Origin of the sequence: Bradyrhizobium sp. USDA 4532, from assembly GCF_024171315.1 — a bacterium.
Lineage (GTDB): Bacteria > Pseudomonadota > Alphaproteobacteria > Rhizobiales > Xanthobacteraceae > Bradyrhizobium > Bradyrhizobium australafricanum.
The window spans coordinates 4,900,209-4,924,653 of sequence record NZ_JALJZN010000001.1; the positions used below are offsets into that span (position 1 = coordinate 4,900,209).

Genomic DNA, 24,445 nt, shown 5'->3' on the forward strand with positions numbered 1-24,445 from the left:
GGATGCCCCGCACAAGGCCGGGCACGACGCCAAGTGAGACCGGGTCCGATTATATCATTTTTTTGTATAAACCGGCGTGGGTTGAAGCGGAAGGGCGCGAGCTTCTAGGCTTTCCGATGGCGCGCGACAGGCGCCGTCCCAACAAACAAGACGAACCCGGGGGAAGAAGCCCATGGAAAGCCAGCTTGGCGCGCGCGTATTGCGCAAGATCTCACTGCGCATCGTGCCGTTCATCATGCTGCTGTACTTCGTGGCGTTCATCGACCGCGTCAATATCGGCTTCGCCTCGCTGACCATGAACAAGGACATCGGCCTGTCGCCGACCGTCTATGGCTTCGGCGCCGGTATCTTCTTCTGGGGCTACTTCCTGTTCGAAGTGCCCTCCAACATCATCCTGCACAAGATCGGCGCGCGGATCTGGATCGCGCGGGTGATGATCACCTGGGGCCTGGTCTCGGCGGCGATGGCGCTGGTGCAGGGCGCGACTAGCTTCTACGTGCTGCGCTTCCTGCTCGGCGCCGCCGAAGCCGGCTTCTTCCCCGGCATCATCCTCTATCTCTCCTACTGGTTCCCGGCGCGGCAGCGCGCCGCCGTCACCGCGCTGTTCATGGCGGCGGCGCCGCTGTCGACCGTGCTCGGCTCGCCGCTCTCCGGTGCGCTGCTGGAGATGGACGGACTGCTCGGCTTCAAGGGCTGGCAATGGCTGTTCGTGCTGGAGGCCGTGCCCGCCGTGCTGCTCGGCTTCGTCGTGCTGGGCTTCCTGACCGACCGGCCGGAGCGGGCCAGATGGCTGGCCGACGACGAGCGCGCCTGGCTGGTCAAGACCATGAAGGCCGAGAACGACGGCAAGGCCACGACCGCAAGCCACAGCATCTGGCGCGGCCTCGCCGACCCGCGGGTGCTGGCGCTGGCTCTGGTCTATTTCGGCACCTCGGCCGGGCTCTACACACTTGGGGTGTGGGCGCCGCAGATCATCAAGGCGTTCGGCCTGTCGTCGATCCAGGTCGGCTTCCTCAACGCCGTACCGGCGACGGTTGCCGTCATCGCAATGGTGCTATGGGCGCGGCATTCCGACCGCACCGGCGAGCGCACCTGGCACGTGGTGCTGGCCTGCCTGATGGCCGCGGCGGGACTTGCGCTCGCCGGGCTGTGGACCGGCCTTGCCGCCGTGATCGCGGCGCTGACCCTGGTCAATATCGGCATCTCCTCGTCGAAGCCGCCGCTATGGAGCATGCCGACCATGTTCCTGTCCGGCTCGGCCGCCGCGGCCGGGATCGCCACCATCAACTCGATCGGCAATCTCGGCGGCTTCGTCGGGCCGGCGATGATCGGCTGGATCAAGGAACGCACCGGCAGTTTCGACGGCGGTCTTTATTTCGTCGCCGGCCTCCTGGTGCTCTCGGCCGTGCTCACGCTGCTGCTGTCGCGCGCGCAGAGCGCGCCCGCGCAAACCGAACCGCAACCCAATCCCGTGCGAACCCGCTAACCATCGATCGGAGAGATCCCATGCGTGCCCATTCCATCGCCGCCATTCCCGCCGACGGCATCGGCCCCGAAGTGATCTCCGCGGGTGTCCGCGTGCTGGAGGCTCTCGCAAAACGCAGCGGCGACATCAGCTTCAACGTCAAGACCTTCGACTGGGGCTCGGACTATTACAAGAAGCACGGCGTGATGATGCCGGCCGACGGGCTCGCGGAGCTGAAGAAATTCGACGCGATCTATTTCGGCGCGGTCGGCGCACCCGATGTGCCCGACCACATCACGCTGTGGGGCCTGCGGCTGCCGATCTGCCAGGGCTTTGACCAATACGCCAATGTGCGGCCGACCAAGATCCTGCCCGGCGTCGCCTCGCCGCTGCGCAATGTCGGCGTCGGCGATCTCGACTGGGTGATCGTGCGCGAGAATTCCGAAGGCGAATATGCCGGCATGGGCGGCCGCGCACATAAGGGCCTGCCGGAAGAGGTCGGCACCGAAGTCGCTGTCTTCACCCGGGTCGGCGTGACGCGGATCATGCGCTATGCGTTCCTGCTCGCGCAGTCGCGGCCGCGCAAATTCCTCACCGTGGTGACCAAGTCGAACGCGCAGCGCCACGGCATGGTGATGTGGGACGAGATCGCGGCCGAGGTAGCGAAGGACTTCCCCGACGTCACCTGGGACAAGATGCTGGTCGACGCCATGACGGTGCGGATGACGCTCAATCCGAAGAGCCTCGACACCATCGTCGCGACCAATCTGCACGCCGATATCCTCTCCGACCTCGCCGGCGCGCTGGCCGGCAGCCTCGGCGTGGCGCCGACCGGCAACATCGACCCGCAACGCCGCTTCCCCTCGATGTTCGAACCGATCCACGGCTCGGCCTTCGACATCACCGGCAAGGGCATCGCCAACCCGGTCGCGACGTTCTGGACCGGTGCGCAGATGCTGGAGCATCTCGGCGAGAAGGACGCCGCGGCGCGCCTGATGGCCGCGGTCGAGAAGGTGTGCGCGGCCGGCGTGCTGACGCCCGACGTCGGCGGCAAGGCGACGACGAAGGAAGTCACCGATGCGGTGATTGACGCGATCCATGGGTCGAATGTTTAAGGCGGCGACGGTCCCGTCGCATCACGCAGTGAGGCGAGCGCGCTAGTCGGACTCCCTTCCCCCTTGTGGGGGAGGATTGGGGAGAGGGGTACCGCTTGCTCCGCTCTCCATGAGGATTAGCGACTCCCGCTGCGCACGCTGATCAACGATTGCCCTATCTCTCGCCGTCTCGCCCGGGGCCACCCCTCACCCCACCCTCTCCCACAAGGGGAGAGGGTGCCTGAGAGGGGTGCTCACCTCACGAAAGCGTGCCCGCCTCCGCGCAATTGGTCAGCCGCGCGGGCACGCCGATGGCGGTGCAGCCGGCGGGCACATCCGTCGTCACCAGCGCGCCGGCGCCGATCCTGGCGAAATCGCCGATCGAGAGATGTCCGATCACCGTGGCGCCGGCGCTGAGCAGCACGCCGTGGCCGATCTTCGGCGCGCGGCGCGGATCATCCTGATGCCGCGCAATGGTGACGTTCTGCAAAATCGTGACCTCGTCGCCGACCGAGGCCAGCGCGCCGATGATGATGCCGGTGCCGTGATCGAGGAAAACCGCCGTTCCAATCCGGGCCGACGGGTGAATGCTGATCTGCAATTGGTCCGCCGTCGCGCTTTGCATCATGAGCGCAAGGTCGGGGCGGTCCTGGCGCCACAGCCAGTTCGACACCCGCCAGGCCTGCAGCGCGACGAAGCCCTTGAAGTTGAGCAGCGGCGGCAGGAAGCCCGTGATCGCGGGATCACGGCGCACGATGGCCGTGAGATCGGTGGCCGCGGCATCGACCAGCACGGGCTCGGCCGCATAGGCTTCGCGGGCGGTCCGCGCGAACTGTGCGCGATCCTCTTCCGCGCGGCTGATATGCCGGCCGATCAGAAAAGCGAGCGCCCCGCCGAGGTCGCCCTGATCGAGAATGAAGGCGGCCGACGCCTCGAGGAACGGATCGGCAGCGATCGCCGCCTCCGCCTCGCGCCGGATCGCAAGCCAGAGCTCGCCGGCCGTCACTGTCGCTGATCCCGCCATAGTCTTCACCTCATCGTCCGGATCCCAAACGATAGAGTGGGCGTCACCATCCCAAAATGCAAACCGCCCGCTTGCTCATCGCAAACGGGCGGCTCAGGGCCATCAGGTTCTATGGGGGCACATCGCCTGAAGGCTAGCGCTTGCCTCGCGCGATCAGCTCTGCGGCGGCTGGTCGGTCGGCGGGGTCGGACGGGTCTTGTGCTGCGCCATGAAGGCGTCGAACTCTTCCTTGTCCTTGGCGTGGCGCAGGCGATCGAGGAAGTTCTTGAACTCGACCTGCTCCTCCTCGAGACGGCGCAGCGTATCCTGGCGGTACTCGTCGAAGGCGCGGTTGCCGCTGGAGGGCGGACCGAAGCCGCCGAACGGGAAGCCGCGGCGCTCCATGCGGCTCTTCATCCGCTCCATCTTGTCCTGCATCCGCTCCATCTTGTTCTGCCAGCGATCCATGTCGTTGTGACTCCAACAGGCCATCTTTCTGCTCCCGAGTGTGAAAAAGAGAAGGGCGAGGCCGATCGGCCACCAGATCATGAAGCCGAGGATGATCCCGGCGATCTTCAGGGGATGCCACGGCGTCGCGTAGAAGTAGGGACGGTAGGGCTCTTCGACGGGGCCGCGCCAGCGATTGACATCAGCGGTGTAGGCCATTTCCTTCTCCATCACGGCATCACGCGGTTGTGAATGTAAATAACATTTACATAGGTAGCCGATCCCTTGGGAAAGTCAAGCAGCGCGGGTGACGCACCCCTCGGATTATTTTTGGCTTGGCCGTTGAACCTTATTTCGGCTTGCCCCAGGGACCAGACCTTTCGCCGGCCGGCTTGTCGGCGGCGGCCGCGGTTCCAGGCCGGCGGTCGGTCGGGAAGCCGAGGCCGCGCAGATAGATCAGCACTTCGGCCTCGAGCAGATCCTCCGGCGACATCGGCAGCTTGCGCCGCGCGGCATCGCCGCGGCCGAACAGCGAGGCGACGCCGTGCGACATCGCCCAGATGTGCAGCGCCATCATCATCGCCGGCGGACGCGGCATGCCGGGCGGCGCCAGTGCCGCGAGCCGCTCGGCGGCGGCGCGGATGATCGCGAAGGCGCGCTCGCTTGCCGCCATCAAGGTCGGATTGGAATCGACCGGCAGGCCGGATTCGAACATCGCCGAATAGAACGCGGGCTCCTCGCGGGCGAAGGCGAGATAGGCCTTGCCGACCCGCTCGAACGCCGTGACGGTGTCGGGGCGGCCGTCGTTCCAAGCCTGCGTCAGCAGCGATTCGAACTGCTCGAAGCCGCGCTGCGCGATGCTGGCGATCAACTCGTCGCGGTCGCGGAAGTGGCGGTACGGCGCGGCCGGGCTGACGCCGGCCATCCGCGCGGCATCGGCGAAGGTGAAGCCGGCCGGCCCCTTCTTCGAGATCAGGTCGAGCGCGGCCTGCAGCAACGCCTCTTTGAGATTGCCGTGATGATAGCCGCGCTCGGCGCGGCCTTGGTCCTTGCGCCAGCTCATGTGAACGGCTTTTACATGAGCCCGCGGTAAAGGTCACTAGCGGGGCGGCGCCGCGTCAATCAAGATTAACGGGTGTGACGCGGCCTCGCTGCACGCGCTTGACGGCAGTAGCCCGGCTCAAGCATGGATCGATCTTCTCCTTCCCCCTGAAAGGGGGAAGGTCGGGATGGGGGTCAGCCGCAGTCGACGCTGTATGCGGGGAGAGCAGATCCCCACCCGCTTTGCTCTGGCGAGCAAAGCGCCCCCCTTTTCAAGGGGAGGTGAATTCTCCTGCCTTAGCGCCCCGGGATCGGCAGCACCGGCATGATCTCCACGGCTTCGCCCGGAAAGATCGAAAAATGCGGATGGTTCTCGAACAGCTTTGCCGCCGCTTCATGCGAGGGCGCGCGCACCACCGTGAAGCCGGTCATCAGATTGGCGATGTCGGTGACGCCGCCCTGCCCGACCTTCTTGGTCTTGCCGAGCGGTCCGCCCATCTCGACGATCACGTCATGGTGCTTTTCGACCCAGGCGCCCCAGGCTGCCATGCCCTGCTGCTCCTTGGCGCGCCGTTCGGCGTCGGGCAGCGCGTTCCAGGCGGCCATGCGCGAGCCGGTGCTGCCGCCACCGAGATAGACGGCGAGGAAAGTGTTGGTGCTCATCTTGCGTCTCCGTTGTGGTCGTTGCTGGTGGACGATGGTTCGGTGATGCGATGACGCTTTGAAGCGGCATCGCATCTTGTTGAAGGTTCAGCGCAGCGCCTTGCCCCAGCCGCCCTGCGGATGCTCGAAGGTCGCGGCGGCCTGCTGCACCTCCTCGGAGAAATCGGCCATCTCCTGCACCTGGCGGATCTCGATCATCTCGTTGGCGGTGGCCGGGCACTTGCTGGCCCATTCGATGGCCTCGGCGCGCGAGGCGACCTCGATCATCCAGAAGCCGCCGATCACTTCCTTGGCCTCGGTGAACGGGCCGTCGATCACGACCGGCACGCCGGTGTCGAACTTGACGCGCGCGCCGGCAGCCGGCGGATGCAGGCCTTCCAGCGTGATCAGCACGCCGGCGTCCTTCAGCGCCTGATTGTACCGCATCATCGCGGCGACCCGTTCGGGGTCGAGCTCGAGCTTGGCCGGCGCGGACTCGTAGCCGAGCGGGATCATCAGCATCATGAAACGCATTGGTCGGATTTCCTTGCCTGTTGAGTAACTCGCAATCTTCACCCTCGTCATGCCGGGAAGCCCCACGCGGCGCCGGCCCGGAATCCACGACTTGCGACGATGATCATGTATTCCGGGCGCATCGCCGGTGCGATATCGCGGAATGACGTCGGGTGTCATTTCTTGCCCACCTGCGCGCGCAGGCGCTCTCCCCGCTCGCGCAGCTCGGGCGTCAGCGCCTCGCCGAAATCCTCCGCGGCAAACACCTGGCGGATTTCGATCTCGGAGCCGCCGTCGAACGGCGCGCGCTTCATCCAGTCGATCGCTTCATCGAGCGACTTGGTCTCGATCAGCCAGAAGCCGGCGACCAGATCGCTGCTCAGGCCGAACGGGCCGCGCGACACCGTGCTCTGCCCGCCGGCATATTTGACGCGGGCACCCCTGCTGGTCGGATGCAGCCCCTCGCCGGCCTGCATCACGCCGGCCTTGACCATCTCCTCGTTGAACTTGCCCATCGCCGCGAGCAGCTCGGTGCTCGGCATCACGCCGGCCTCGGTGTCCCTGTTCGCCTTCACGATCACCATGAACTTCATCGTCCTGCTCCGTTGTCTTGTTCAGCTGCTTTGCCGGTATCTCCGGTGCTCGTCTCAAGGACGACGCGGGGCTTGCCACGCCGACAGGCCAAGCAAAATTATTTGGGAGGTCATTGCATCGCTCGCCACAGCCCTCAGCGGTCTTGCCTGACAAGTTCGCCGTCCTGGTGCGACGGGCCGAAATAGACGTCGATGCGCGACACCTTGTCGCCGTCGAACACGAAGAACTCGGTGTTGCGAAAGCTCTTGCCGTCGCGGGCGACGCAGCGATAGGTGACGAAGGCCTCGACGCCGTCGACCATGATGCGCTCGATCTCGTGGCGGCCGATCCAGCCGGAGTCGCGCCAGCACTCGGCGAAATAGGTCGGCTTGTCGATGTTCTCGCCATAGGGCGTCGAGAAGCGGAAATCCTCCGCGAACGCCGCCTCGACGCTCGCGCGGTCATTGGCGAGGTAGGCGGCGAAGAGGGAGCGGATGATCTCCGCCCTGTTGCCAGCTGCAGCCATGTCGTCTCCCACACGTATTCGCCCGGGGCCCCGGAGCGACCAGCGCTCCGGAAACCCGGGCCTCAGCGAGATGACGAACGGGGCGGCGCGAAAGCGACATCCCGCCACGATTTATTTTTGGAACCGGGTCGGAGGCCGGCTTGCGTCAGGTTTCCCGCGGGAACATGCCGAAATAGGGCTCGGCCTCCCTCAGCACGCGCGCGAAGGACGGCCGCGCCATCAGCCGCTCGAGATAGGCGGCCAGATGCCGATGGCCATCTCCGAACGGCTCGACCTTGTTGCCGTAGAACATCGTCGGCGCGGCCGCGCAATCGGCCAACGAGAAATGCTCGCCCATCATCCAGCCGCCACGCGCGCGTTGCGGATCGAGCTGCTGATCCAGGATCGCATAGGAGGTGCGGAGTTGCGCCCGCGCCTCGGCGACGCCATGCGGATCCTTGCTGTCCGCAGGCCGCAGCCGGTCGCTGACGACCTTCTGCATCGGCAGGTGGACATAGAGATCGAGGAAGCGATCGCGCAGCCGGATTTGCAGCGCGAGGTCCGGGTCCTCGGGGATCAGCCTGACGGCACCGGGATAATGCCGGTCGAGATATTCGATGACGATGCTCGATTCCGGCACCGTCTCATCCCGCGTCTCGTCGCGGAGCACCGGAAATCGGCCGATCGGCGACAGCGCGAGCAGCGCCGCGCGCTCGGCGGGATCGCCGAGATTGACCATGTGCGGCGTGAACGGCGTGCCGTTCTCATAGAGCGCAATCAGCGCCTTCCAGCAGAACGAGGACAGCGGGTGGTAATGCAGGGTAAGCGACATCGGAACTCCATCATGGAATGAGTGACCGGAGGACGAGCCCGGGACCGCCCTTCCGACATCTCGTGCCGTGATATTTTTATGGCGATTCTTATTGCGGTCGGCGGGCGTGGACCAAGCATCGAACGCGACGCACATTCATCGAGGACGCGAATCACGTCGCGGCATCGATCGGTGAAAAGTGGCCGGCGATATCAGGCTTCGTAATAGGTCCATCAGCATCGCTGAACTAGCCGCGTTTCAATCACCCCGCATCAGACGAAAGTCATCATCGATTTTCGTCCGTATGATTACGGTGAACATCGCGTGCTGCCCGTGGATGATAACGTGCACTCTGAAAAAAACCTTTGCGAATTGAGGCGGATGCATGCGCGGAACTTGGCGTTATGCAGTTCGTGCCAAGCGCGCGCGAGCAACAGGCTTTACCGATGCTAAACGGCTCGCTGCAACCTTTCCGTGAGTTGCCGCGATCCGCTTTTCCCCATCCCTTTTATTTGGACCTTCACGGAGCCCTGATGTTCAGTTTCAGCAACAAGGCCAAGATCGAGAATGCGCTGGCGCAGACTGCCGCGATCGGCAAGTCGCAGGCGGTGATCGAGTTCAAGCTCGACGGCACGATCGTCGACGCCAACGAGAACTTCCTCAATGCGATGGACTACACGCTCGATGAGATCAAGGGCAAGCACCACAGCATGTTCGTCGATCCGGCCACGCGCGACAGCCAGGACTATCGCGCGTTCTGGGCCGACCTGAACCGCGGCGAATTCCAGGCCGCGCAATACAAGCGCATCGCCAAGGGCGGCCGCGAGATCTGGATCCAGGCCTCCTACAACCCGATCCTTGACAAGGGTGGCAAGCCGGTCGGCGTGATCAAGTTCGCCACCGACATCACCGCGCAGAAGATCCACAGCATGGAGGATGCCGGCAAGATCGCCGCGATCGGCCGGGCGCAGGCGGTGATCGAGTTCGACATGGACGGCACCATCGTCAATGCCAACGAGAACTTCCTCGGCGCTATGGGCTATTCGCTCGCCGAGATCCGGGGCAAGCACCACAGCATGTTCGTGCCGCCCGCCGATCGCGACAGCGTGGCCTATCGCGATTTCTGGGCGCGGCTGAACCGGGGCGCGTTCGAGGCCGGCGAATTCAAGCGGCTCGGCAAGGGCGGCAAGGAAATCTGGATCCTCGCCACCTACAACCCGATCCTCGACGACCGCGGCAAGCCGTTCAAGGTCGTCAAGTTCGCCACCGACGTCACGCAGCAGAAGGTGAAAACTGCCGACAATGACGGCCAGATCGATGCGATCGGCAAGTCGCAGGCCGTGATCGAGTTCAACATGGACGGCACGATCCGCACCGCGAATCCGAACTTCCTCGCCGCGATGGGCTATTCGCTTGCCGAGATCCAGGGCAAGCATCACAGCATGTTTGTCGAGCCCACTGAGGCGAGCGCGGCCGGCTACCGCGAGTTCTGGGGGGCGCTGAACCGCGGCGAATTTCAGGCCGCCGAATACAAGCGTATCGCCAAGGGCGGCCGCGAGATCTGGATCCAAGCCTCCTACAACCCGATCCTCGATCTCAACGGCAAGCCCTACAAGGTGGTGAAGTACGCCACCGACATCACCGCGCAGGCGATCGGCCGCAAGAAGGCCGACAGCGCGCGCGGCCTGATCGAGGCGGTCGCCGCCGGCAGCGAGGAGATGAGCGCCTCGATCCGCGAGATCTCGGAAACCATGACCAAGTCGAAGCAGAACGCCGCGGTCGCCACCGGCCGGGTCGAGGCTGCCGACGGACAGGCGCAGAAGCTCAACGCCGCAGCGCAGGCGATGAGCGGCATCGTCGAGATGATCTCGAGCATCACCGGGCAGATCAACCTGCTGGCGCTCAACGCCACGATCGAGTCGGCGCGCGCCGGCGAAGCCGGCCGCGGCTTCGCGGTGGTTGCCTCCGAGGTGAAGAGCCTCGCCAATCAGGCCAAGCAGGCGACCGACACGATCTCCTCGGAAATCGACGCGCTGAACTCGATCGCCGCCGAAGTCGTGAGCTCGCTGTCCGAGATCAAGGCGGCGATCGCCGGCGTCAACGAATACATCACCTCCACCGCCGCCGCGGTCGAGGAGCAGAGCATCGTGACGCAGGACATGTCCACCAACATGCAGCGCGCCTCTGCCGAACTCGCAGCGTAAGCCACGGTGCGATCCTCGAAGGATGGGCGGCCCGGGCTGGGGGCCGTGCATCCTTCGAGACGCGCCGCTTTGCGGGCTCTTCAGGATTGCGGCGAGAGGGTCGGCGTGCCGTAGGAAGCCGATACTCCACACTCCCCGGCTGGTGGGCCGTGCACCCTTCGAGGCTCGCTACGCTCGCGCCTCAGGGTGACGGAGAGACAGAGAGCAGGCCGCGTGTCGCCGTCGGGTTGACACGTCTGAGTAAAGGTCGCAGACGGTCGGGACTTCCTGCCCGGACCGATGGACCATCCGATGAATTCCGCTTCCCCCAAAGTCGCACTCGTGACCGGCGCCGCGCGTGGCATCGGGCTTGCCGCGGCGAAACGCTTTCTCGCCGACGGCTGGCGCGTCGCGCTGCTCGACATCGAGGGTGAATTGCTGCGCGCGGCGGTCGCGGCGCTGAAGCAGCCCGACGACACGCTGGCGCTGACCTGCGACGTATCGGACGCCGCTGGCGTGGCAGCCGCGATCTCTGCGATCACGGACCGGTTCGGCCGGCTCGACGCGCTGGTCAACAATGCCGGCATTGCCGTGTTCACGCCGGTGCTGGAGACCTCGGACGCCGACTGGAGCCGGATCATGGCGGTCAACCTCACCGGCCCGTTCCTGTGCACCAAGGCGGCCGCGCCGTTAATGCGGGAGCATGGCGGCGGTGCAATCGTCAACATCACCTCGATCTCGGCGGTGCGCGCCTCGACGCTGCGCTCGGCTTACGGCACCAGCAAGGCCGGCCTCGCGCATCTCACCAAGCAGCTCGCGGTCGAACTCGCCTCGCTCGGCATCCGCGTCAACGGCGTCGCGCCCGGGCCGGTCGAGACCGCGATGGCCAAGGCCGTCCACACGCCGGAGATCCGCGCCGACTATCATGACGCCATCCCGCTCAACCGCTATGGGCTGGAGGAGGAGCTGGCGGAAGCGATCTTCTTCCTGTGCTCGGATCGCGCCAGCTACATCACCGGACAGATCCTCGCCGTCGACGGCGGCTTCGACGCCGCCGGCATCGGCCTGCCGACCCTGCGCGGCGCGCGACGGAATGGGTAACGGTTGATCGAACGAACTAATGTCACACCGCGACGGGACTGCACTCCCTCGCCCCGTTCTTACGGGGAGAGGGTTGGGGTGAGGGGCCCTCTCCGCGCGCGCAGTACCAGTTAGTCTCGCGGAGACTCCCCCTCGCCCGGAACGCATCTGTCGATGCGTTCCGACCCCGCACGCGGGGCGAGGTAAAGCAGAGTCACTGCGCTATCAGCGCTCGTTCACCGCGACCACGCGCCATGCATTCGGCAGCCGGTCGATCCGCGTCAATGACAGCGGATCGATGACGAAGCGCAGCGCGAGCTCCGGGGCAAGCTCGAGCGCGATCGCAAGGATCGCGCGAATGGTGCCGGAATGCACGACCAGTACGACGTCGCCGGACGGCAGACGCGCGAGCCCTGCCCGCGCCCGCGCGATCTGATCGGCAAAGCTTTCGCCGCGCGGCGGCCGGTTGCTGCCCGGCGATTGCCAGAACGCGCGATAGGCCGCGCCGAGCTCGGCTTCGATCTCGCTGTGACGCCGGCCGGTCCAATCGCCAAAATCCTGCTCGCGAAAGGCGTCGTCCTCCGTTGCCGTGAGACCGAGCTTTGCTGCGGTCTCACGGGTGCGCCGCGCCGGACTGCAGACCGCGCGAGCGTGGGCCGGCAGCCTCGCCTGCAACGACGCGAATGCCGCGGCATCGCCGAGGTCGGCGGGCGCATCCGGCGCGTGGATCACGCCGCGCGGACCGTCCACCGGCGCATGACGGATCAGCCAGAAACGCGTTTCGCGATCCATGTTCCGCTCACGCTTTCATTTTGACGCGTTTTCTTCACGCGAACCGGTCTCCACTTCGCTCGAAAACGCTCTAACCTAACCGCGCCGCGAGCAGTACCAGGATCGTGGTTTCCGCGACCTGCTCCGCACCGCCAAGCACATCGCCGGTCTGGCCGCCGATCTGCCGCTTTGCCACGAGCGCCATGACCAGCGCGCTCACAGCGGCCGCGATCGCCGCCAGCAGCGCGCTGCTGAACGGCAAGGCGAGGATTGCGATCAGCAGCGCGATGCCGGCCGCGACCACGGCAATGGTCCCATCAGGCCTTCCGGCATTGGCGGCGAGCCCGTCCTTGCGCGCGTAAGGCTGGCTGATCGCAATCCATGGCAGCACGCCGCGGCCCAGCGCGTGCGCCGCGATCAGGCTCTGCACCACGAGACCATTCGGAATTGCCGCGAGAGCCGCGAGCTTGGCGGCAAAGCTCACCACCAGCGCCAGCGCGCCGTAAGTGCCAAGCCGGCTGTCACGCATGATCTCGAGCTTGGTCGCGACATCGCGGCCGCCGCCGAACCCGTCGGCGACATCGGCGAGCCCGTCCTCATGCAGCGCGCCGGTGAGCAGCGCACCGCCGCCGAGCGCGAGCGCCGCCGCGGCGAGATCCGGCACACCGATCGCCCGCAGCAGCAGGCAAAACAGGCCGATCGCCGCCCCGATGGCGGCCCCGACCAGGGGAAACAGCCGCTGCGCCCGCGCAAAGCTCTCCGTCCGCGCGCCGTCCGGATGCGGCATCGGCAGGCGGGTCAGGAAGGCGGTCGCGGTCCGGAGATCGTCGAGCCATTGATTCATGGTGAAGGCCTGGAAATTGGGCTAAAGCGCGACGAGATCGGGCTCGATCTGATCGCGCTTTAGCTTCTTGTTAGGGCATGATCTCCGCGCAAATGCTACGCATTTGTCGCGAGGGAAAACCGCTTCACACGTTTCCGGATCATGCATTAGCTTGCGGCCCGCTCGACGAGGGAATCGCATGCAGTTCAGTACTCTAGACGACATCCGCGGCTTTTGTCGCGACCTGCCGCAGGGCGACGAGGCCAGTGCCGCGGCCGCCACGCAGCGCCAGCAGAACCTGACCAAGCCGCCGGGAAGCCTCGGCCGCCTGGAGGAGGTTGCGATCTGGCTGGCGCGCTGGCAGCGGCGTGAGATGCCCCGGCTCGACCACGTCACGATCGCCGTGTTCGCCGGCAATCACGGCATCGCCGAGCGCGGCGTTTCAGCCTATCCCTCCGAGGTCACCGCGCAGATGGTGGCGAACTTCGCCGCCGGCGGCGCTGCGATCAACCAGATCGCCAGGCTTGCCGGCGCCGAGCTGCGCGTCGAGCCGCTCGAGCTGGCGCGCCCGACCCGCGATTTCACGACCGGACCGGCGATGGACGCCGCCGATTTCCTCGTCGCGCTCGATACCGGCTGGCGCACGGTGCCCGAGCAATGCGATCTGCTCGTGGTCGGCGAGATGGGCATCGCCAACACCACGGTCGCCGCGACGCTGTGCGCCGCCTTGATGGGCGGGCGCGGAGTGCGCTGGGCCGGCCGCGGCACCGGCGTCGACGATGCCGGGCTGATACGCAAGCGCACCACGATCGATGCGGCGCTCAAGCTGCATCGCGGCGCGATCGACGATCCGCTCGCCACCGCAATGTCGCTCGGCGGACGCGAGCTGGCGGCGATCGCGGGCGCCGTGCTGGCGGCGCGCGCACGCTGCATTCCGGTGCTGCTCGACGGCTTCGTGGCGACAGCGGCGGTGCTGCCGCTGGCGCGGCTTCAACCCGACAGCCTCGCGCATTGCCGCGCCGGACATGTGTCGGCCGAGCTCGGCCACCGCGAATTGCTGCGCGAGCTCGAGCTCGCCCCCTTGCTCGACCTTAACATGCGGCTCGGCGAAGGCTCCGGCGCGGGGGTTGCGATCCTGCTGTTGCGCGCGGCGCTCGCCTGTCATGGCGGCATGGCGACCTTTGCCGAGGCCGGCGTCTCCGGCGCGGACTGAGGCTCCCGGGAGAGCCGGAGGGTTCCCTCAAAAAAGCCGGTGCATAGCGTCGGCGCGGGTTGACAATCTTCGCGTGTGTAGCATGACCTCTGCGCGTTGGAGGCCTAACCTTCGTGGCGGTGGGACGCCGGCTGGCGTCTCAGCCGTGCTGAACCAGATACCGGGGAGAAATCACCTCATGTCGGGCGTTCTCATCAATCTGATTATTCAGGTCATCAGCGGAGCCGTCGGCGGCAATGTCGCGGCGGGAGCGGCCAAGAACATCGATCTCGGCACGCTCGGTAACACCATCGCAGGCGCCATCGGCGGCGGTGCGGGCGGACAGCTTCTGGGCATGCTGATCCCGCTGCTCGCCAATTCCGGCGCGACGCCTGACATCGGCAGCATCATCGGCCAGGTCGCCGGCGGCGGCGTTGCCGGCGCCGTGCTCACTGCGATCGTGGGGGTCGCTCAAGAACCGCGCGGCCTGAGCCACGTGCTGTCGCGACCGGGACATCGGTCTTGACGATGCCCCATTCCGGCGCGAGCCTTCCAGCTTCAGATGCGGCGGCACCTCGATCGCATCGTGGCAGGGATTGCGCGCATGAAAATACTTGTCGCGGCGGCAGCTCTCTGCGCAACGGTTAGCTGCGCGCAAGCCGATGTTCGTATCCTCGCCAGCCCCGGCGGGCAGGTCGGCCCGTTCATCGAGCTGTTCGACAAGGTGCGCGAGTCGGGCGAGCGCGTCGTGATCGACGGGCCCTGCCTGTCCGCCTGCACCCTGGTACTCTCGATGGTGCCGGGCGACCGCATCTGCGTGACGCGGCGCGCCGTGCTCGGCTTCCACGCCGCGCGCTCGATCGACCAGCGCGGCCGCACCTATGCAGAGCCGGAAGCGTCCGTGGCGGTGCTGCAAGCCTATCCGGCGCCGGTGCGCGGCTGGATCGCCCGCCGCGGCGGCCTGACTTCGCGCCTGCTATTGCTGCGCGGCCGCGAGCTCGCGGCGATCTATCCGCGGTGCAGGTGAGATTTGCAGCCTGTAAAGTGTCGTAGCCCGGATGAAGCGAAGCGCAATCCGGGGGACTGCCGGCGCGGATTGGGTGCCCCGGATTTCGCTGCGCTCCATCCGGGCTACGGCTCCCATCCCGTCATCCTGAGGTGCGAGCCTTGCGGTGCACTTGCACCGCTGGGCGAGCCTCGAAGGATGCACGGCCACAGCCGGGCCGTCGTGCTTCGAGACGGCCGCTACGCGGCCTCCTCAGCATGACGGGTAGGGAATGAGCTCGGCGGAATAAGCCGCCAGCCTACATCCCCTGCGGGCAGTTCACCATCCAGGGGATGCCGAACTGATCGACGCACATGCCGAAGCCGTTGGAGAAGAAGGTCTTGCCGAACGGCATCGTCACCGTGCCGCCCTCGGACAGCGCCTTGAAGCGGCGTTCGGCTTCCGCGGGATCCTCGACCTGCAACGCGACGTGGAAGCCCTGCGGCTTCTGGAAGTGGCCGGGCGGGGCGTCGGAGGCCATGATGATCTCGCCGTCGATCGTGAGGCGGGCGTGCATGATCTTGTCTTTCCAGCCGGGCGGCGTCTGCATCTCCGCACTGCCCTCGCCGTAGGGGAAGGTGTCCTCGATCCGGGCGCCGAGAACCTTCTCGTAGAATTTCAGCGCGGCGCCGCAATTGCCGTCGTAGGAGAGATAGGGGTTGACCTGCATCGCATGCTCCCTTGGGTCATTCGAGCCTCGCCCCGGTGGTACCGGAACGAGGGCTCCGGATTGTCATCTTGACGCGTTTTCCCGACACGAACCGGTAACCACCTCGTTCGAAAACGCGCTACTTCTCAGTCAGTTTCTTCAGATTGGCGAGACCGGCCTCGAAATCCCTGCCGATCATGCGATCCAGGTTCATGAACACCTGCATCACCTTCGACATGAAGACGGCCGGACCATACATGGTCCATGTGACGCTGGTCGCATTTCCCTGCGGCAGCATTGTGAACTCGGCGGTGTTGTGGCCTTCGAACGGCTTGATGAAGTCGAGCTTGATGACGATCTTCGACGGCGCGGAGGATTGCAGGATCTCCATGCGGCCGGCGCCGACATTCTTGTTGCCGTCCCAGGCATAGGCCGCACCCTGCCCGCGCCCGGCGCCGCCATAGATCCGCTTCATGGCCGGATCCCGGTTCTCGTAGGGCGACCACAGCGTCCACTGATGGAAATCGTCGATCAATGGAAATATCCGCTCGGCCGGCGCGTTGATGCTGATCGCACGCGTGACGCGGAGCGTGCCCGGCTTGGTCGCCGCGAGGATGAGGATGACGGCGATCGCGACGCCGAGGACAATCGCGATGATGGCAATGGTCTCCAACATGACAGTCTCCACAAGGATGGATTGAACAATACCTCACCGGCGAAATGGAAGCATTGCGCGCAGATTGCCGTCGCGCAGATAGAGCCCGCCCCACAGCATCAGGCCGAGATAGAGCCCGAACAGCGTGTGGGTGAAAAGCGGGCTGCCGATCCGCACATGCGATGCGATCGCGCCGCCGAGATAGCCGGTGAGCAGGATGGCGCCGAGGATCGAGGTCGGCGGCACCGAGTAGAGCAGCGTGCAGACGATGGTGATGATGCCGAGGCTGCGCGCCAGCGCATCGCTCGCGCCGAAGCCCATCCTGTCCATGGTCTCGGTGACGACCGACAACGGCACCAGCTTGATCGCGCCGTCGAACAGCAGGAACAAGACGACCATGCCGCTCATGACACGGCCGGTGATGCGGGCGGGCTTTGAGACTTCGGTGTCGACGGTCGTCGGCATGACAGGCTCCGTAACGCTTGGTGATGCTCTCTGCCTTCATGACGAACGGCGGAGTACGGGGCCGACAAGGCGGGCGAAGATTTTTTCGGAAGTCAGGCAGAGTCGATTGAGAGCTGCGACAAGCTCCCTCTCCCGAACCAAGACGTGGATACCCGGCACAAGGCCGGGCATGACGAGTTTGTGGAGCTATCGAGCCCATATGCGATTGCCCTGCACTCGCGGGGGAGGCGCGTTGCCAAAATATCGAAAACAACCCCATGCAAAGTAGCCGGCGGTGGCCGGCGGCCGACCGGGCTGCTTGACACGTCGGGCAACTCAGGGATATTTTTCCAATATTCCGAAATCACGCAGACTCGCGCTCGCCCCCGGGGGCATATGGCCTTCGCGCGCTTCTGTACGCGACGTTTCCACGTCGTCATGACCGCCAGCCATATGCGATAGCCCTGCGCTTGCGGGGGAGGTGCAGCGAGTATGCCGGTGCGCTGTTGCTGACCGCTACTTCGCCTTCGCGTTGTGCGGCTGGCTGTCGCGCATCAGGCGGTCGATATGCATGCGGATGTGGGCGGCTTCGGCTGTGGTGTTGGCGAGCGCGATGGCGCGGTCGAAGGCGATGCGGGCGTCCTCGTTGCGGCCGAGCTGCATCAGGAAGGCGCCGCGGACGCCGAAATAGTGGAAGTAGTTGGCAAGCCGCGGCGCCAAGGGCTCGATCATCTCGAGCGCGGCTTCCGGCCCCTTTACCTTGGAGACCGCAACGGCGCGGTTGAGCGTGATCACCGGCGACGGCTGCATGACCTCGAGCGCGCCGTACAGCAGATCGATCTGGGTCCAGTCGGTATCCTCGGGCTTTTCCGCACGGGCGTGCAGCGCTGCGATCGCCGCCTGCACCTGATACGGCCCGCTGCGGCGGTGGCGCATCGCCTTGTCGATCAGCGCGAGGCCCTCGGCAATCTGCTTCTGATTCCACAGGCTGCGGTCCTGGTCGTCGAGCAGGATCACCTGGCCATCGGCATCGAAGCGCGCCTCGGCGCGGGCATGCTGCAGCAACAACAACGCCGTCAGCCCCATGATCTCCGGCTCGCTCTGGAACAGCCGCAGCAGCAGGCGGGCGAGACGAATCGCCTCCTCGCACAGTGGCGCGCGGATTTCGGCGGTGTCGCCGCTCGCCGAATAGCCCTCGTTGAAGATCAGATAGATCATCGCCGCGACCGAGGCGAGCCGCTCGCTGCGCTCGACCGCGCCAGGCGTCTCGAACGGCACGTCGGCATCGGCGACGCGCGCCTTGGCCCGCGTAATGCGCTGCTCCATCGCGGCTTCCGAGACCAGGAAGGCGCGCGCGATCTGCTTCACCGTAAGACCTGAGACGATGCGCAGCGCGAGCGCGATCTGCTGCGTCGCCGGCAGATCCTTGTGACAGCAGATGAACAGCAGCCGCAAGATGTCGTCGCGGTAATGCGAGCCGTCGAGCCGCTCGGCGATCTCGTCCTCTGCGTCGTCGAGGTCGGAGATCGCCTGGTCGTCGTCGGGCAGCGGCTGCTGCTTCTTGTTGCGGCGGACCTCGTCGATCGCGACGTTGCGGCCGACCATGATCAGCCACGCCGCGGGATCGCGCGGCGGGCCGTTCTGCGGCCAGCTCTTGAGCGCCCGCAGGCAGGCGTTCTGGAACGCCTCCTCGGCGGTGTCGAGATTGCGGAAGTAGCGCAGCAGTGCGCCGACCGCCTGGGGACGCGCGGACGTCAACGCAGCATCGATCCAGGCGGTGTCGGTCACGCTCACGCCTTGGTACCTCCCTGATTGAAGTAGCCGACCGGGCGGATCTCATAGGTGCCGCCGGGATTGGCCTCGCCGAGGTCGCGCGCGATGTCGAGCACCTCGTCGAGGTTCTTGCCCTCGACCAGATAGAAGCCGAGCAGCTGTTCCTTGGTTTCGGCGAACGGGCCGTCCAGCACCAGCGGCGGGTTTTCCTTGCGCAGCGTGGTGGCCGCGGTGGTCGGCAACAGCCGCGCCACCGGGCCGAGCTTGCCCTGCTTAGCGAGCTTGTCCTGCACGACGGACAGTTTCTGCATGACGGAGGCGTCGTGTTCCTTGCTCCAGGAGCCGACCATGTCTTCGTCATGATAGCAGAGGATGGCGTACAGCATCGAAAAGGCATCTCCGTTCATTGCAAGAACGAACGATTATGCCCGCTGCCGACAGGGGGCGCGAAAGAAATTTAGGTTCCGGATGCCAACGGTGGATCTTGATCGCGGCTCCATGGCGCGCTTCGACGGACGGGACGTTTGTCGCGGCGGCGATGAACGTGCGGTTGCCGATAGACGCCGTAGCGGGCGGCGATCCAGCGCGCCTTGGCTTCATCGCTCTCGCGATGGCGGACGTGGCTCCTCGTCATCGGACGGGACGCCTGCTGCCGCGGAGACGCCACGGGTTGCGCCTGAGCCTGCGATCGGGCCGACCGGGCCTCGCCCTGCGTTGGAGCAACGGTCGGTTGAGCCTCAGCCGGCGTGTCAGCGTTTACGAGCACGGGCGTGGGCCGTGGCGCCCGGCGGCGCGGATGAAAGCCGACGCCCGGATCAGTTTGCGCATGGAAGTTCTCCCCTGTTGATGGCAGGACATATGAGCGGGCCGGACCCGCTCTGTGACATGCATCACATAGACGTTGGAGGTATCGGGATGGGTAAGGGCGCGCTCGCGCTGCTGATCAATGGCGGCTCGGAAAACTGGTCGTCGGGGCGCTGGAAGGCGCGGTTCGACGCGGTCTGCCCGGACCGCCGCGTGGTGCTGCTGCCGGACGGCGCGCTCGATCCCGCCGAGGTGCATTACGCCGCGGTGTGGAAGCCGAAGCCGGGCGAGCTGGCGGCATTCAAGAACCTGCGCGTCATCTTCAATCTCGGCGCCGGGGTCGACGCGCTGATGGCTGATCGCTCGCTGCCCGACGTGCCGCTGGTGCGGGTCGCGGTCTCCGATCTCACCGACCGCATGACCGAATATGTCGTGCTGCACGTTCTGATGCATCACCGCCAGGAGCTCTATTTGCGCGAGTCGCAGCGGGTGAAGCGCTGGGCGCCGGACTATCAGTGGGCGGCGAGCGCGATCACCGTCGGCATCATGGGGCTCGGCACGCTCGGCGCCGCCGCGGCGCAGGCACTGCGCGCGCTCGGCTTCCGCGTCGTCGGCTGGAGCCGCAGCGAGAAGCGGATCGACGGCATCGCCTGCTATCACGGCGCGGACGGGCTCGACGCATTCCTGCGCGAGACCAACATCCTGGTCTGCCTGCTGCCGCTGACGCCGGACACAAGGCACGTGCTCAACCGCGACGCGTTCGCGAAGCTGAACCGCAACAGCCCGCTCGGCGCGGCCGTCATCATCAATGCCGGCCGCGGCGGCCTGCAGAACGAGGCCGACATCCTGCGCGCGCTCGATGAAGGCACGCTGGGCGCCGCCTCGCTCGACGTCTTCGAGACCGAGCCGCTGCCCGAGGCGAGCCCGTTCTGGAGCCATCCGAAGGTGGTGCTGACGCCGCACAACGCCGCCGACACCGACGCCGACGAGATCTCGAAATATGTCGCGCAGCAGATCGCGCGCTTCGAGGCCGGCGGCGCGCTGGAGAACCTCGTCGATCGCAAGCGGGGGTATTAGCACCGGCGCGTAGCCCGGATGCAGCGAAGCGAAATCCGGGGTTCTTTGCGCCGGACAAACCGCTCCCGGATTGCGCTACGCTCCATCCGGGCTTCTGTAACGGGCCTTGGTTAGTCAATCCCTTTTCGCGTCATCCACTCGCCGGGCACTTGCTTCTGTACGGGATCGGCGCGAAGGCCGTCGCCTGATGGGGTGCATTGAGGAGCCGGCCGGCCAATCTACGGATTGCGTGGTCGTGAGCCACTTCCCGGATGGCGGCCTGACCGGATCCATCGTCCCAGCGGAGGGACTTCGCTCGGGGAGAGCCTGGTGTCGTGGCCCGCCCGGAACCGATTGCTGCTCCTGGCTAGATGGCCTTGGTCATCGGGTTGAACGGTTTGGTGTCGGCGAGCATGCGATGCAGGATCACGGCGAGCTTGCGAGCCAGCGCTACCTTGGCCTTGCGCATGCCTGCGCGCCGGGCGATCCGCATCGCCCAGCTCTTCAATGCCGAGCAATTCTTGACCGGCTTGGTCAGCATGACGTGAGCTGCCTGGTAGAGTGCCTCGCGCACGGAGGCATCCCCGATCTTGCTGATGCGGCCGGTGTAGTCGGTCTCACCGGACTGGTACTTCTTCGGGGTGAGCCCAAAGTGGGCTCCCGTGGCCTTCGAGGAGCGGAAACGCTTCGGGTCGTCGATCGCCGCGGCATAGGTGAGCGCCACGATCGGACCAACGGACGGCGTTGTCATCAGGAGCTTGGCGGATGGATGCGTCCTGGCGAGCTTCTGGGTGTGCTTGTCCAGGCTCTTGAACTCCCGCAGCAGCACCGCATGGGCTTGGAGCAGCGCCGCCGCGACCAACTCCAGTCCGGGATGGCCGGTCACGAGCTCGCGGATGCGTCCGGCGAACGTGCGCTCGGTGGTCGCACCGACCTTCAGGCCAAAACCGCGAAGTATGCCGCGCAGGCTGTTCTCGACATCGCGAAGCTTGGATTGCAGCAGCTTGCGCGCCGTCAGGATGGCGCGGGTCTCCTGCGCCGCGACCGACTTGCAGTGCACCGGCCGGAACCAGCCGAGCCGCATCAACTGCGCGATCCGGCGGGCATCGTTGCGGTCCGTCTTCACCGGCATCGACTTGAAGGCTTCGCGAACGTGCCGCGTTTCCAGCAGCTCGACCGCAAGCCCTGCGTCTCGCAGACCCGCATACAGCCATTGCGACAAGGGGCCTGCCTCCAGCCCGATCCGTTCCAGTACCAGACCCAGCGACCGGAACCAGGCGATCAGCGCCGCCGGCTCGCTCGCAACCTTCGTCTCGCGCAAAATCTTGCCTGTCCCATCGACAAGGCAAACGCTCGAGCATTCCAAAGACACGTCAATTCCTGCATAGTGGTACATGGTCGTCCCTTAATGATGCTTGGAGCGGGCTTGCCCGACTCCGTTGAACACCATCAGTTTGAGGGACGACCGCCTTCCAACCAACAGGCCGCTCGCGAGCGCGCTTCCAAATTGCGCCGTAGCGAGCGGGCGGCCGGCCCGTTACCCCATCTACGAAACCGGCGATGCGGAATCACGCCTGAGCGTCATTGCGAGGAGCGAAGCGACGAAGCAATCCATCCTTCCGCATACGCGGGGACATGGATTGCTTCGCTTCGTTCGCAATGACGGACAAGATGCACGGATGACTAAGACGCCTTGCGCGCGAAGGTGACGTGGGTCGCGTGCGGGCTCGCGACATGCGAGACGACGGCGTAGCCGAGGGCAGGCAGATCGAGGCCCGCGAACAAACTCTCACCGGCGCCGAGCACGACCGGCGGCAGCACCAATTGCAGCTCGTCGAGCAGACGCGCCTGCAGGAATTGATGCACCACCGAGACGCCGCCGCCGACGCGGATGTCCTTGTCACCGGCAACCGCGCGCGCCCGCTCCAGCGCCGCGAGCATGCCGTCGGTCACGAAGTGAAACGTCGTGCCGCCTTCCATCTCGATGTCGGGCCGCGCGTGATGGGTCAGCACGAACACCGGCGTGTGGTACGGCGGATTGTCGCCCCACCAGCCTTTCCAGGCATGATCCGGCCACGGCCCGCGGATCGGGCCGAACATGTTGCGGCCCAGGATCCAGGCGCCGATCCCCTCCATCGACTTGCGCGCGATCTCGTCGTCGAGGCCGGTGGTGCCGCCGTCCTGGCCGAATGTCTGGCGGAACGTCCGTGTCTGGAGGAACCAGCCGGGCAACACCATGCCGCCTTCGCCGAATGGATTTTCGAGACTCTGACGCGGCGCCGCGCCGAATCCGTCGATCGATACCGAGAATGCTGAAGTCCTGACTTTTCCCATGATGTTCCGCTTCCGTGAGTGGGGGGACCTTACGGAAGACGGGCGGGAAAGCCAGCGCCCGACATTTGCCCGGCGAGAAAATTTGGACGGCTATTTCGCGCCGCACAGCACGTCGATGGCGCCCTTCACGATCGCCTCGAGCTCCTTGCGCGGCACGCGGGCGCGGGCGCGGATCGCGATGGTGTGGATGGTGGCGGACGCCAGATGCGCCAGCGACGCCGGATCGGTCTCCTCAGGCAGTTCCCCGCGTTCCCTGGCATGGCGGAAGCAGATGCCGAACGCCTTGTCGAGCTCGGTCAGGCCCTCGACCACCATGGTGCGGATGTCCGGATCCGACACCGCCTCGGACGCCGCCGTCATCACGGTGAAGCAACCGCGCGGGCCGGACTCGCCGGACAGATAGATGTCGAGCGCGATGCGATAGATGCGCTCGAGCCGCTCGCGCAGCGGCGCGTCGGCGCGGAAGATATCGACCATCGCGGCGCGCGCGTCGTCGCGATAGCGCTGGTAGCTCTTGATGTAGAGCTCGCGCTTGTCACCGAACGCGCCATAGAGGCTCGGCCGGTTCATGCCGGTCGCAGCGCTCAGATCATCGAGCGAGGTCGCGGCGAAGCCGTCGCGCCGGAACAGATCGAGCGCCTTGCCGAGCGCGACATCGGGCTCATACGCGCGCGGCCGCCCGCGGCGCTTCGGCGTGACCGGCCCCGCGATTTTGGCAGCAGTTGGCGGCCTCTTACTTTTTTGTACCATTTCGCATTTAATTCCTTGACGCCGCCAATATTATCCAAGACAGTACAAAAATCAACAACGGCCGGACCCCCGCGCCGGACACTGGAGGCACCCATGGACCTTTATTTCTCGCCCCTCGCCTGCTCGATGGCGACCCGCGTCGCGCTCTATGAAGCGGGCCAGCCGGCCAACTATCTCGAGGTCGATCCGAAGACCAAGGCGGTGCGCAACGACGGCTCCGACTTCAACAAGGTTAACCCGCTCGGCCTGGTGCCGACGCTGCGCACCGACGACGGCGTCGTGCTGACCGAGAACGCCGCGATCCTGCAATATGTCGCCGACCAGTTTCCGCGCGCCGGCATCGGCACCGCGTCGAACGCCGAGCGTTCAAAGCTGCATCAATGGCTGTGCTTCATCGGCACCGAGCTGCACAAGGGCCTGTTCCTGCCGCTGCTCGACAAGAAGGCGCCGCCGGAGGCCAAGACCTATGCCGTGGAGAAATACGTCTCGCGGCTCGACTATGTCGAGGAGCACCTGAAGGGCCGCGACTATCTGCTCGATCATTTCAGCGTCGCCGACGCCTATCTCGTCACAGTCATCAACTGGACCATGGCAACGCCGCCGATCGAGCTCGCGAAATGGCCGGCGCTGAAGGCCTATTACGAACGCCTGCGCGCCCGTCCCTCGGTCGCGAAGGCGATCGCGGAGGAGTTCGAACTCTACAAGGCCGAGATCGCGCGGCATAAGGCGGCGGCGTAAGGATTGACGCACAAGGTGTGGCGGCTCCCGGACGGGGGCCGTTCATCCTTCGAG

Annotated in this window: 27 protein-coding genes; 9 read left to right on the plus strand and 18 right to left on the minus strand. The window is 65.8% G+C overall.

The features are described 5' to 3' along the window. Window positions 1-172: 172 nt before the first annotated feature. The gene (locus J2R76_RS22425; protein WP_253624958.1) at window positions 173-1,486 is read left to right on the plus strand and encodes an MFS transporter; all 1,314 of its coding nucleotides are present in this window, start codon (window positions 173-175) and stop codon (window positions 1,484-1,486) included. Window positions 1,487-1,506: 20 nt separating this feature from the next. Next, entirely contained in the window at window positions 1,507-2,580 is a 1,074-nt protein-coding gene (locus J2R76_RS22430; RefSeq protein ID WP_253624959.1) for a tartrate dehydrogenase, read from the plus strand. Between the two features lie 238 nt (window positions 2,581-2,818). Here the strand turns inward: J2R76_RS22430 and J2R76_RS22435 are convergent, their stop codons facing one another. From J2R76_RS22435 to J2R76_RS22470, 8 genes are all read right to left on the minus strand, one after another. Next, on the minus strand, window positions 2,819-3,583 hold the full coding sequence (locus tag J2R76_RS22435; protein ID WP_057016225.1) for a serine acetyltransferase: 765 nt from the start codon (window positions 3,581-3,583) through the stop codon (window positions 2,819-2,821). A gap of 153 nt (window positions 3,584-3,736) precedes the next feature. Then, complete coding sequence (locus J2R76_RS22440) at window positions 3,737-4,228, minus strand: DUF2852 domain-containing protein (protein WP_076827785.1); 492 nt, start codon at window positions 4,226-4,228, stop codon at window positions 3,737-3,739. A gap of 130 nt (window positions 4,229-4,358) precedes the next feature. Next, on the minus strand, window positions 4,359-5,072 hold the full coding sequence (locus J2R76_RS22445) for a TetR/AcrR family transcriptional regulator (protein WP_253624960.1): 714 nt from the start codon (window positions 5,070-5,072) through the stop codon (window positions 4,359-4,361). Between the two features lie 275 nt (window positions 5,073-5,347). Further along, window positions 5,348-5,713 carry a hypothetical protein gene (locus J2R76_RS22450; RefSeq protein ID WP_253624961.1) on the minus strand — a complete coding sequence of 122 codons (366 nt, stop codon included), beginning with the start codon at window positions 5,711-5,713 and terminating at the stop codon, window positions 5,348-5,350. Window positions 5,714-5,800: 87 nt separating this feature from the next. Continuing rightward, complete coding sequence (locus tag J2R76_RS22455; RefSeq protein WP_092087574.1) at window positions 5,801-6,226, minus strand: YciI family protein; 426 nt, start codon at window positions 6,224-6,226, stop codon at window positions 5,801-5,803. Between the two features lie 155 nt (window positions 6,227-6,381). Then, the gene (locus J2R76_RS22460; RefSeq protein ID WP_253624962.1) at window positions 6,382-6,798 is read right to left on the minus strand and encodes a YciI family protein; all 417 of its coding nucleotides are present in this window, start codon (window positions 6,796-6,798) and stop codon (window positions 6,382-6,384) included. Window positions 6,799-6,932: 134 nt separating this feature from the next. Then, window positions 6,933-7,304: a nuclear transport factor 2 family protein gene (locus J2R76_RS22465; RefSeq protein ID WP_057016222.1), complete on the minus strand. Its 372-nt coding sequence runs from the start codon at window positions 7,302-7,304 to the stop codon at window positions 6,933-6,935. 145 nt (window positions 7,305-7,449) lie between these two features. Continuing rightward, complete coding sequence (locus tag J2R76_RS22470) at window positions 7,450-8,115, minus strand: glutathione S-transferase family protein (RefSeq protein ID WP_253624963.1); 666 nt, start codon at window positions 8,113-8,115, stop codon at window positions 7,450-7,452. A gap of 512 nt (window positions 8,116-8,627) precedes the next feature. Here J2R76_RS22470 and J2R76_RS22475 point away from each other — a divergent pair. Both J2R76_RS22475 and J2R76_RS22480 read left to right on the plus strand, forming a co-directional pair. Further along, window positions 8,628-10,298 (plus strand): PAS domain-containing methyl-accepting chemotaxis protein, encoded by a 1,671-nt coding sequence (locus tag J2R76_RS22475; RefSeq protein WP_253624964.1) that lies wholly within the window; start codon window positions 8,628-8,630, stop codon window positions 10,296-10,298. A 291-nt stretch (window positions 10,299-10,589) separates the two neighbouring features. Beyond that, window positions 10,590-11,378 (plus strand): SDR family NAD(P)-dependent oxidoreductase, encoded by a 789-nt coding sequence (locus J2R76_RS22480; RefSeq protein ID WP_028341382.1) that lies wholly within the window; start codon window positions 10,590-10,592, stop codon window positions 11,376-11,378. Between the two features lie 204 nt (window positions 11,379-11,582). Here J2R76_RS22480 and J2R76_RS22485 read toward each other — a convergent pair whose 3' ends face one another. Both J2R76_RS22485 and cobS read right to left on the minus strand, forming a co-directional pair. Beyond that, the gene (locus J2R76_RS22485) at window positions 11,583-12,149 is read right to left on the minus strand and encodes a histidine phosphatase family protein (protein WP_253624965.1); all 567 of its coding nucleotides are present in this window, start codon (window positions 12,147-12,149) and stop codon (window positions 11,583-11,585) included. Window positions 12,150-12,219: 70 nt separating this feature from the next. Then, window positions 12,220-12,972: an adenosylcobinamide-GDP ribazoletransferase gene (gene cobS, locus J2R76_RS22490; RefSeq protein ID WP_253624966.1), complete on the minus strand. Its 753-nt coding sequence runs from the start codon at window positions 12,970-12,972 to the stop codon at window positions 12,220-12,222. Between the two features lie 178 nt (window positions 12,973-13,150). Here cobS and cobT point away from each other — a divergent pair, with 178 nt between their 5' ends. The 3 genes from cobT (at window position 13,151) to J2R76_RS22505 (ending at window position 15,170) form a co-directional block, all read left to right on the plus strand. Then, window positions 13,151-14,164, plus strand: a complete 1,014-nt coding sequence (cobT, locus tag J2R76_RS22495; RefSeq protein ID WP_092087585.1) for a nicotinate-nucleotide--dimethylbenzimidazole phosphoribosyltransferase — start codon at window positions 13,151-13,153, stop codon at window positions 14,162-14,164. Between the two features lie 178 nt (window positions 14,165-14,342). Continuing rightward, window positions 14,343-14,669: a hypothetical protein gene (locus J2R76_RS22500; RefSeq protein ID WP_229192765.1), complete on the plus strand. Its 327-nt coding sequence runs from the start codon at window positions 14,343-14,345 to the stop codon at window positions 14,667-14,669. 78 nt (window positions 14,670-14,747) lie between these two features. Then, a complete protein-coding gene (locus tag J2R76_RS22505; protein ID WP_057016263.1) occupies window positions 14,748-15,170 on the plus strand; it encodes a hypothetical protein in 423 nt (140 codons plus the stop codon). Window positions 15,171-15,447: 277 nt separating this feature from the next. On the opposite strand, the gene J2R76_RS22510 is transcribed toward J2R76_RS22505, so the two are convergent. The 5 genes from J2R76_RS22510 to J2R76_RS22530 form a co-directional block, all read right to left on the minus strand. Continuing rightward, the gene (locus tag J2R76_RS22510; RefSeq protein WP_028343957.1) at window positions 15,448-15,858 is read right to left on the minus strand and encodes a VOC family protein; all 411 of its coding nucleotides are present in this window, start codon (window positions 15,856-15,858) and stop codon (window positions 15,448-15,450) included. A 118-nt stretch (window positions 15,859-15,976) separates the two neighbouring features. After that, window positions 15,977-16,513 (minus strand): SRPBCC family protein, encoded by a 537-nt coding sequence (locus tag J2R76_RS22515; RefSeq protein ID WP_253624967.1) that lies wholly within the window; start codon window positions 16,511-16,513, stop codon window positions 15,977-15,979. A 33-nt stretch (window positions 16,514-16,546) separates the two neighbouring features. Continuing rightward, window positions 16,547-16,957, minus strand: coding sequence for a DoxX family protein (locus J2R76_RS22520; protein WP_076827733.1), 411 nt, complete (start codon window positions 16,955-16,957; stop codon window positions 16,547-16,549). Window positions 16,958-17,452: 495 nt separating this feature from the next. Continuing rightward, complete coding sequence (locus tag J2R76_RS22525; RefSeq protein ID WP_253624968.1) at window positions 17,453-18,730, minus strand: RNA polymerase sigma factor; 1,278 nt, start codon at window positions 18,728-18,730, stop codon at window positions 17,453-17,455. Next, window positions 18,727-19,095 carry a YciI family protein gene (locus J2R76_RS22530; RefSeq protein ID WP_028332829.1) on the minus strand — a complete coding sequence of 123 codons (369 nt, stop codon included), beginning with the start codon at window positions 19,093-19,095 and terminating at the stop codon, window positions 18,727-18,729. Before J2R76_RS22530 ends, J2R76_RS22525 begins: the two co-directional genes overlap by 4 nt. 529 nt (window positions 19,096-19,624) lie before the next feature. Between J2R76_RS22530 and J2R76_RS22535 the strand changes: the two genes are divergently transcribed. Next, window positions 19,625-20,590, plus strand: coding sequence for a glyoxylate/hydroxypyruvate reductase A (locus J2R76_RS22535; RefSeq protein WP_253624969.1), 966 nt, complete (start codon window positions 19,625-19,627; stop codon window positions 20,588-20,590). Window positions 20,591-20,936: 346 nt separating this feature from the next. Here J2R76_RS22535 and J2R76_RS22540 read toward each other — a convergent pair whose 3' ends face one another. From J2R76_RS22540 to J2R76_RS22550, 3 genes are all read right to left on the minus strand, one after another. Beyond that, entirely contained in the window at window positions 20,937-21,965 is a 1,029-nt protein-coding gene (locus J2R76_RS22540; protein WP_057016162.1) for an IS110 family transposase, read from the minus strand. A 287-nt stretch (window positions 21,966-22,252) separates the two neighbouring features. Next, window positions 22,253-22,903, minus strand: a complete 651-nt coding sequence (locus tag J2R76_RS22545) for a dihydrofolate reductase family protein (protein ID WP_253624970.1) — start codon at window positions 22,901-22,903, stop codon at window positions 22,253-22,255. Window positions 22,904-22,993: 90 nt separating this feature from the next. Beyond that, complete coding sequence (locus J2R76_RS22550; RefSeq protein ID WP_057016212.1) at window positions 22,994-23,653, minus strand: TetR/AcrR family transcriptional regulator; 660 nt, start codon at window positions 23,651-23,653, stop codon at window positions 22,994-22,996. A gap of 93 nt (window positions 23,654-23,746) precedes the next feature. Here J2R76_RS22550 and J2R76_RS22555 point away from each other — a divergent pair, with 93 nt between their 5' ends. After that, entirely contained in the window at window positions 23,747-24,391 is a 645-nt protein-coding gene (locus J2R76_RS22555; protein WP_253624971.1) for a glutathione binding-like protein, read from the plus strand. The last annotated feature ends 54 nt before the right edge of the window (window positions 24,392-24,445 follow it).

Bases quoted from the DNA above. Each gene is read 5' to 3' on its own strand.
- J2R76_RS22425 (WP_253624958.1), top strand. From the start codon at position 173: ATGGAAAGCCAGCTTGGCGCGCGCGTATTGCGCAAGATCTCACTGCGC.
- J2R76_RS22430 (WP_253624959.1), top strand. From the start codon at position 1,507: ATGCGTGCCCATTCCATCGCCGCCATTCCCGCCGACGGCATCGGCCCC.
- J2R76_RS22435 (WP_057016225.1), bottom strand. From the start codon at position 3,583: ATGGCGGGATCAGCGACAGTGACGGCCGGCGAGCTCTGGCTTGCGATC.
- J2R76_RS22440 (WP_076827785.1), bottom strand. From the start codon at position 4,228: ATGGCCTACACCGCTGATGTCAATCGCTGGCGCGGCCCCGTCGAAGAG.
- J2R76_RS22445 (WP_253624960.1), bottom strand. From the start codon at position 5,072: ATGAGCTGGCGCAAGGACCAAGGCCGCGCCGAGCGCGGCTATCATCAC.
- J2R76_RS22450 (WP_253624961.1), bottom strand. From the start codon at position 5,713: ATGAGCACCAACACTTTCCTCGCCGTCTATCTCGGTGGCGGCAGCACC.
- J2R76_RS22455 (WP_092087574.1), bottom strand. From the start codon at position 6,226: ATGCGTTTCATGATGCTGATGATCCCGCTCGGCTACGAGTCCGCGCCG.
- J2R76_RS22460 (WP_253624962.1), bottom strand. From the start codon at position 6,798: ATGAAGTTCATGGTGATCGTGAAGGCGAACAGGGACACCGAGGCCGGC.
- J2R76_RS22465 (WP_057016222.1), bottom strand. From the start codon at position 7,304: ATGGCTGCAGCTGGCAACAGGGCGGAGATCATCCGCTCCCTCTTCGCC.
- J2R76_RS22470 (WP_253624963.1), bottom strand. From the start codon at position 8,115: ATGTCGCTTACCCTGCATTACCACCCGCTGTCCTCGTTCTGCTGGAAG.
- J2R76_RS22475 (WP_253624964.1), top strand. From the start codon at position 8,628: ATGTTCAGTTTCAGCAACAAGGCCAAGATCGAGAATGCGCTGGCGCAG.
- J2R76_RS22480 (WP_028341382.1), top strand. From the start codon at position 10,590: ATGAATTCCGCTTCCCCCAAAGTCGCACTCGTGACCGGCGCCGCGCGT.
- J2R76_RS22485 (WP_253624965.1), bottom strand. From the start codon at position 12,149: ATGGATCGCGAAACGCGTTTCTGGCTGATCCGTCATGCGCCGGTGGAC.
- cobS (WP_253624966.1), bottom strand. From the start codon at position 12,972: ATGAATCAATGGCTCGACGATCTCCGGACCGCGACCGCCTTCCTGACC.
- cobT (WP_092087585.1), top strand. From the start codon at position 13,151: ATGCAGTTCAGTACTCTAGACGACATCCGCGGCTTTTGTCGCGACCTG.
- J2R76_RS22500 (WP_229192765.1), top strand. From the start codon at position 14,343: ATGTCGGGCGTTCTCATCAATCTGATTATTCAGGTCATCAGCGGAGCC.
- J2R76_RS22505 (WP_057016263.1), top strand. From the start codon at position 14,748: ATGAAAATACTTGTCGCGGCGGCAGCTCTCTGCGCAACGGTTAGCTGC.
- J2R76_RS22510 (WP_028343957.1), bottom strand. From the start codon at position 15,858: ATGCAGGTCAACCCCTATCTCTCCTACGACGGCAATTGCGGCGCCGCG.
- J2R76_RS22515 (WP_253624967.1), bottom strand. From the start codon at position 16,513: ATGTTGGAGACCATTGCCATCATCGCGATTGTCCTCGGCGTCGCGATC.
- J2R76_RS22520 (WP_076827733.1), bottom strand. From the start codon at position 16,957: ATGCCGACGACCGTCGACACCGAAGTCTCAAAGCCCGCCCGCATCACC.
- J2R76_RS22530 (WP_028332829.1), bottom strand. From the start codon at position 19,095: ATGCTGTACGCCATCCTCTGCTATCATGACGAAGACATGGTCGGCTCC.
- J2R76_RS22535 (WP_253624969.1), top strand. From the start codon at position 19,625: ATGGGTAAGGGCGCGCTCGCGCTGCTGATCAATGGCGGCTCGGAAAAC.
- J2R76_RS22540 (WP_057016162.1), bottom strand. From the start codon at position 21,965: ATGTACCACTATGCAGGAATTGACGTGTCTTTGGAATGCTCGAGCGTT.
- J2R76_RS22545 (WP_253624970.1), bottom strand. From the start codon at position 22,903: ATGGGAAAAGTCAGGACTTCAGCATTCTCGGTATCGATCGACGGATTC.
- J2R76_RS22550 (WP_057016212.1), bottom strand. From the start codon at position 23,653: ATGGTACAAAAAAGTAAGAGGCCGCCAACTGCTGCCAAAATCGCGGGG.
- J2R76_RS22555 (WP_253624971.1), top strand. From the start codon at position 23,747: ATGGACCTTTATTTCTCGCCCCTCGCCTGCTCGATGGCGACCCGCGTC.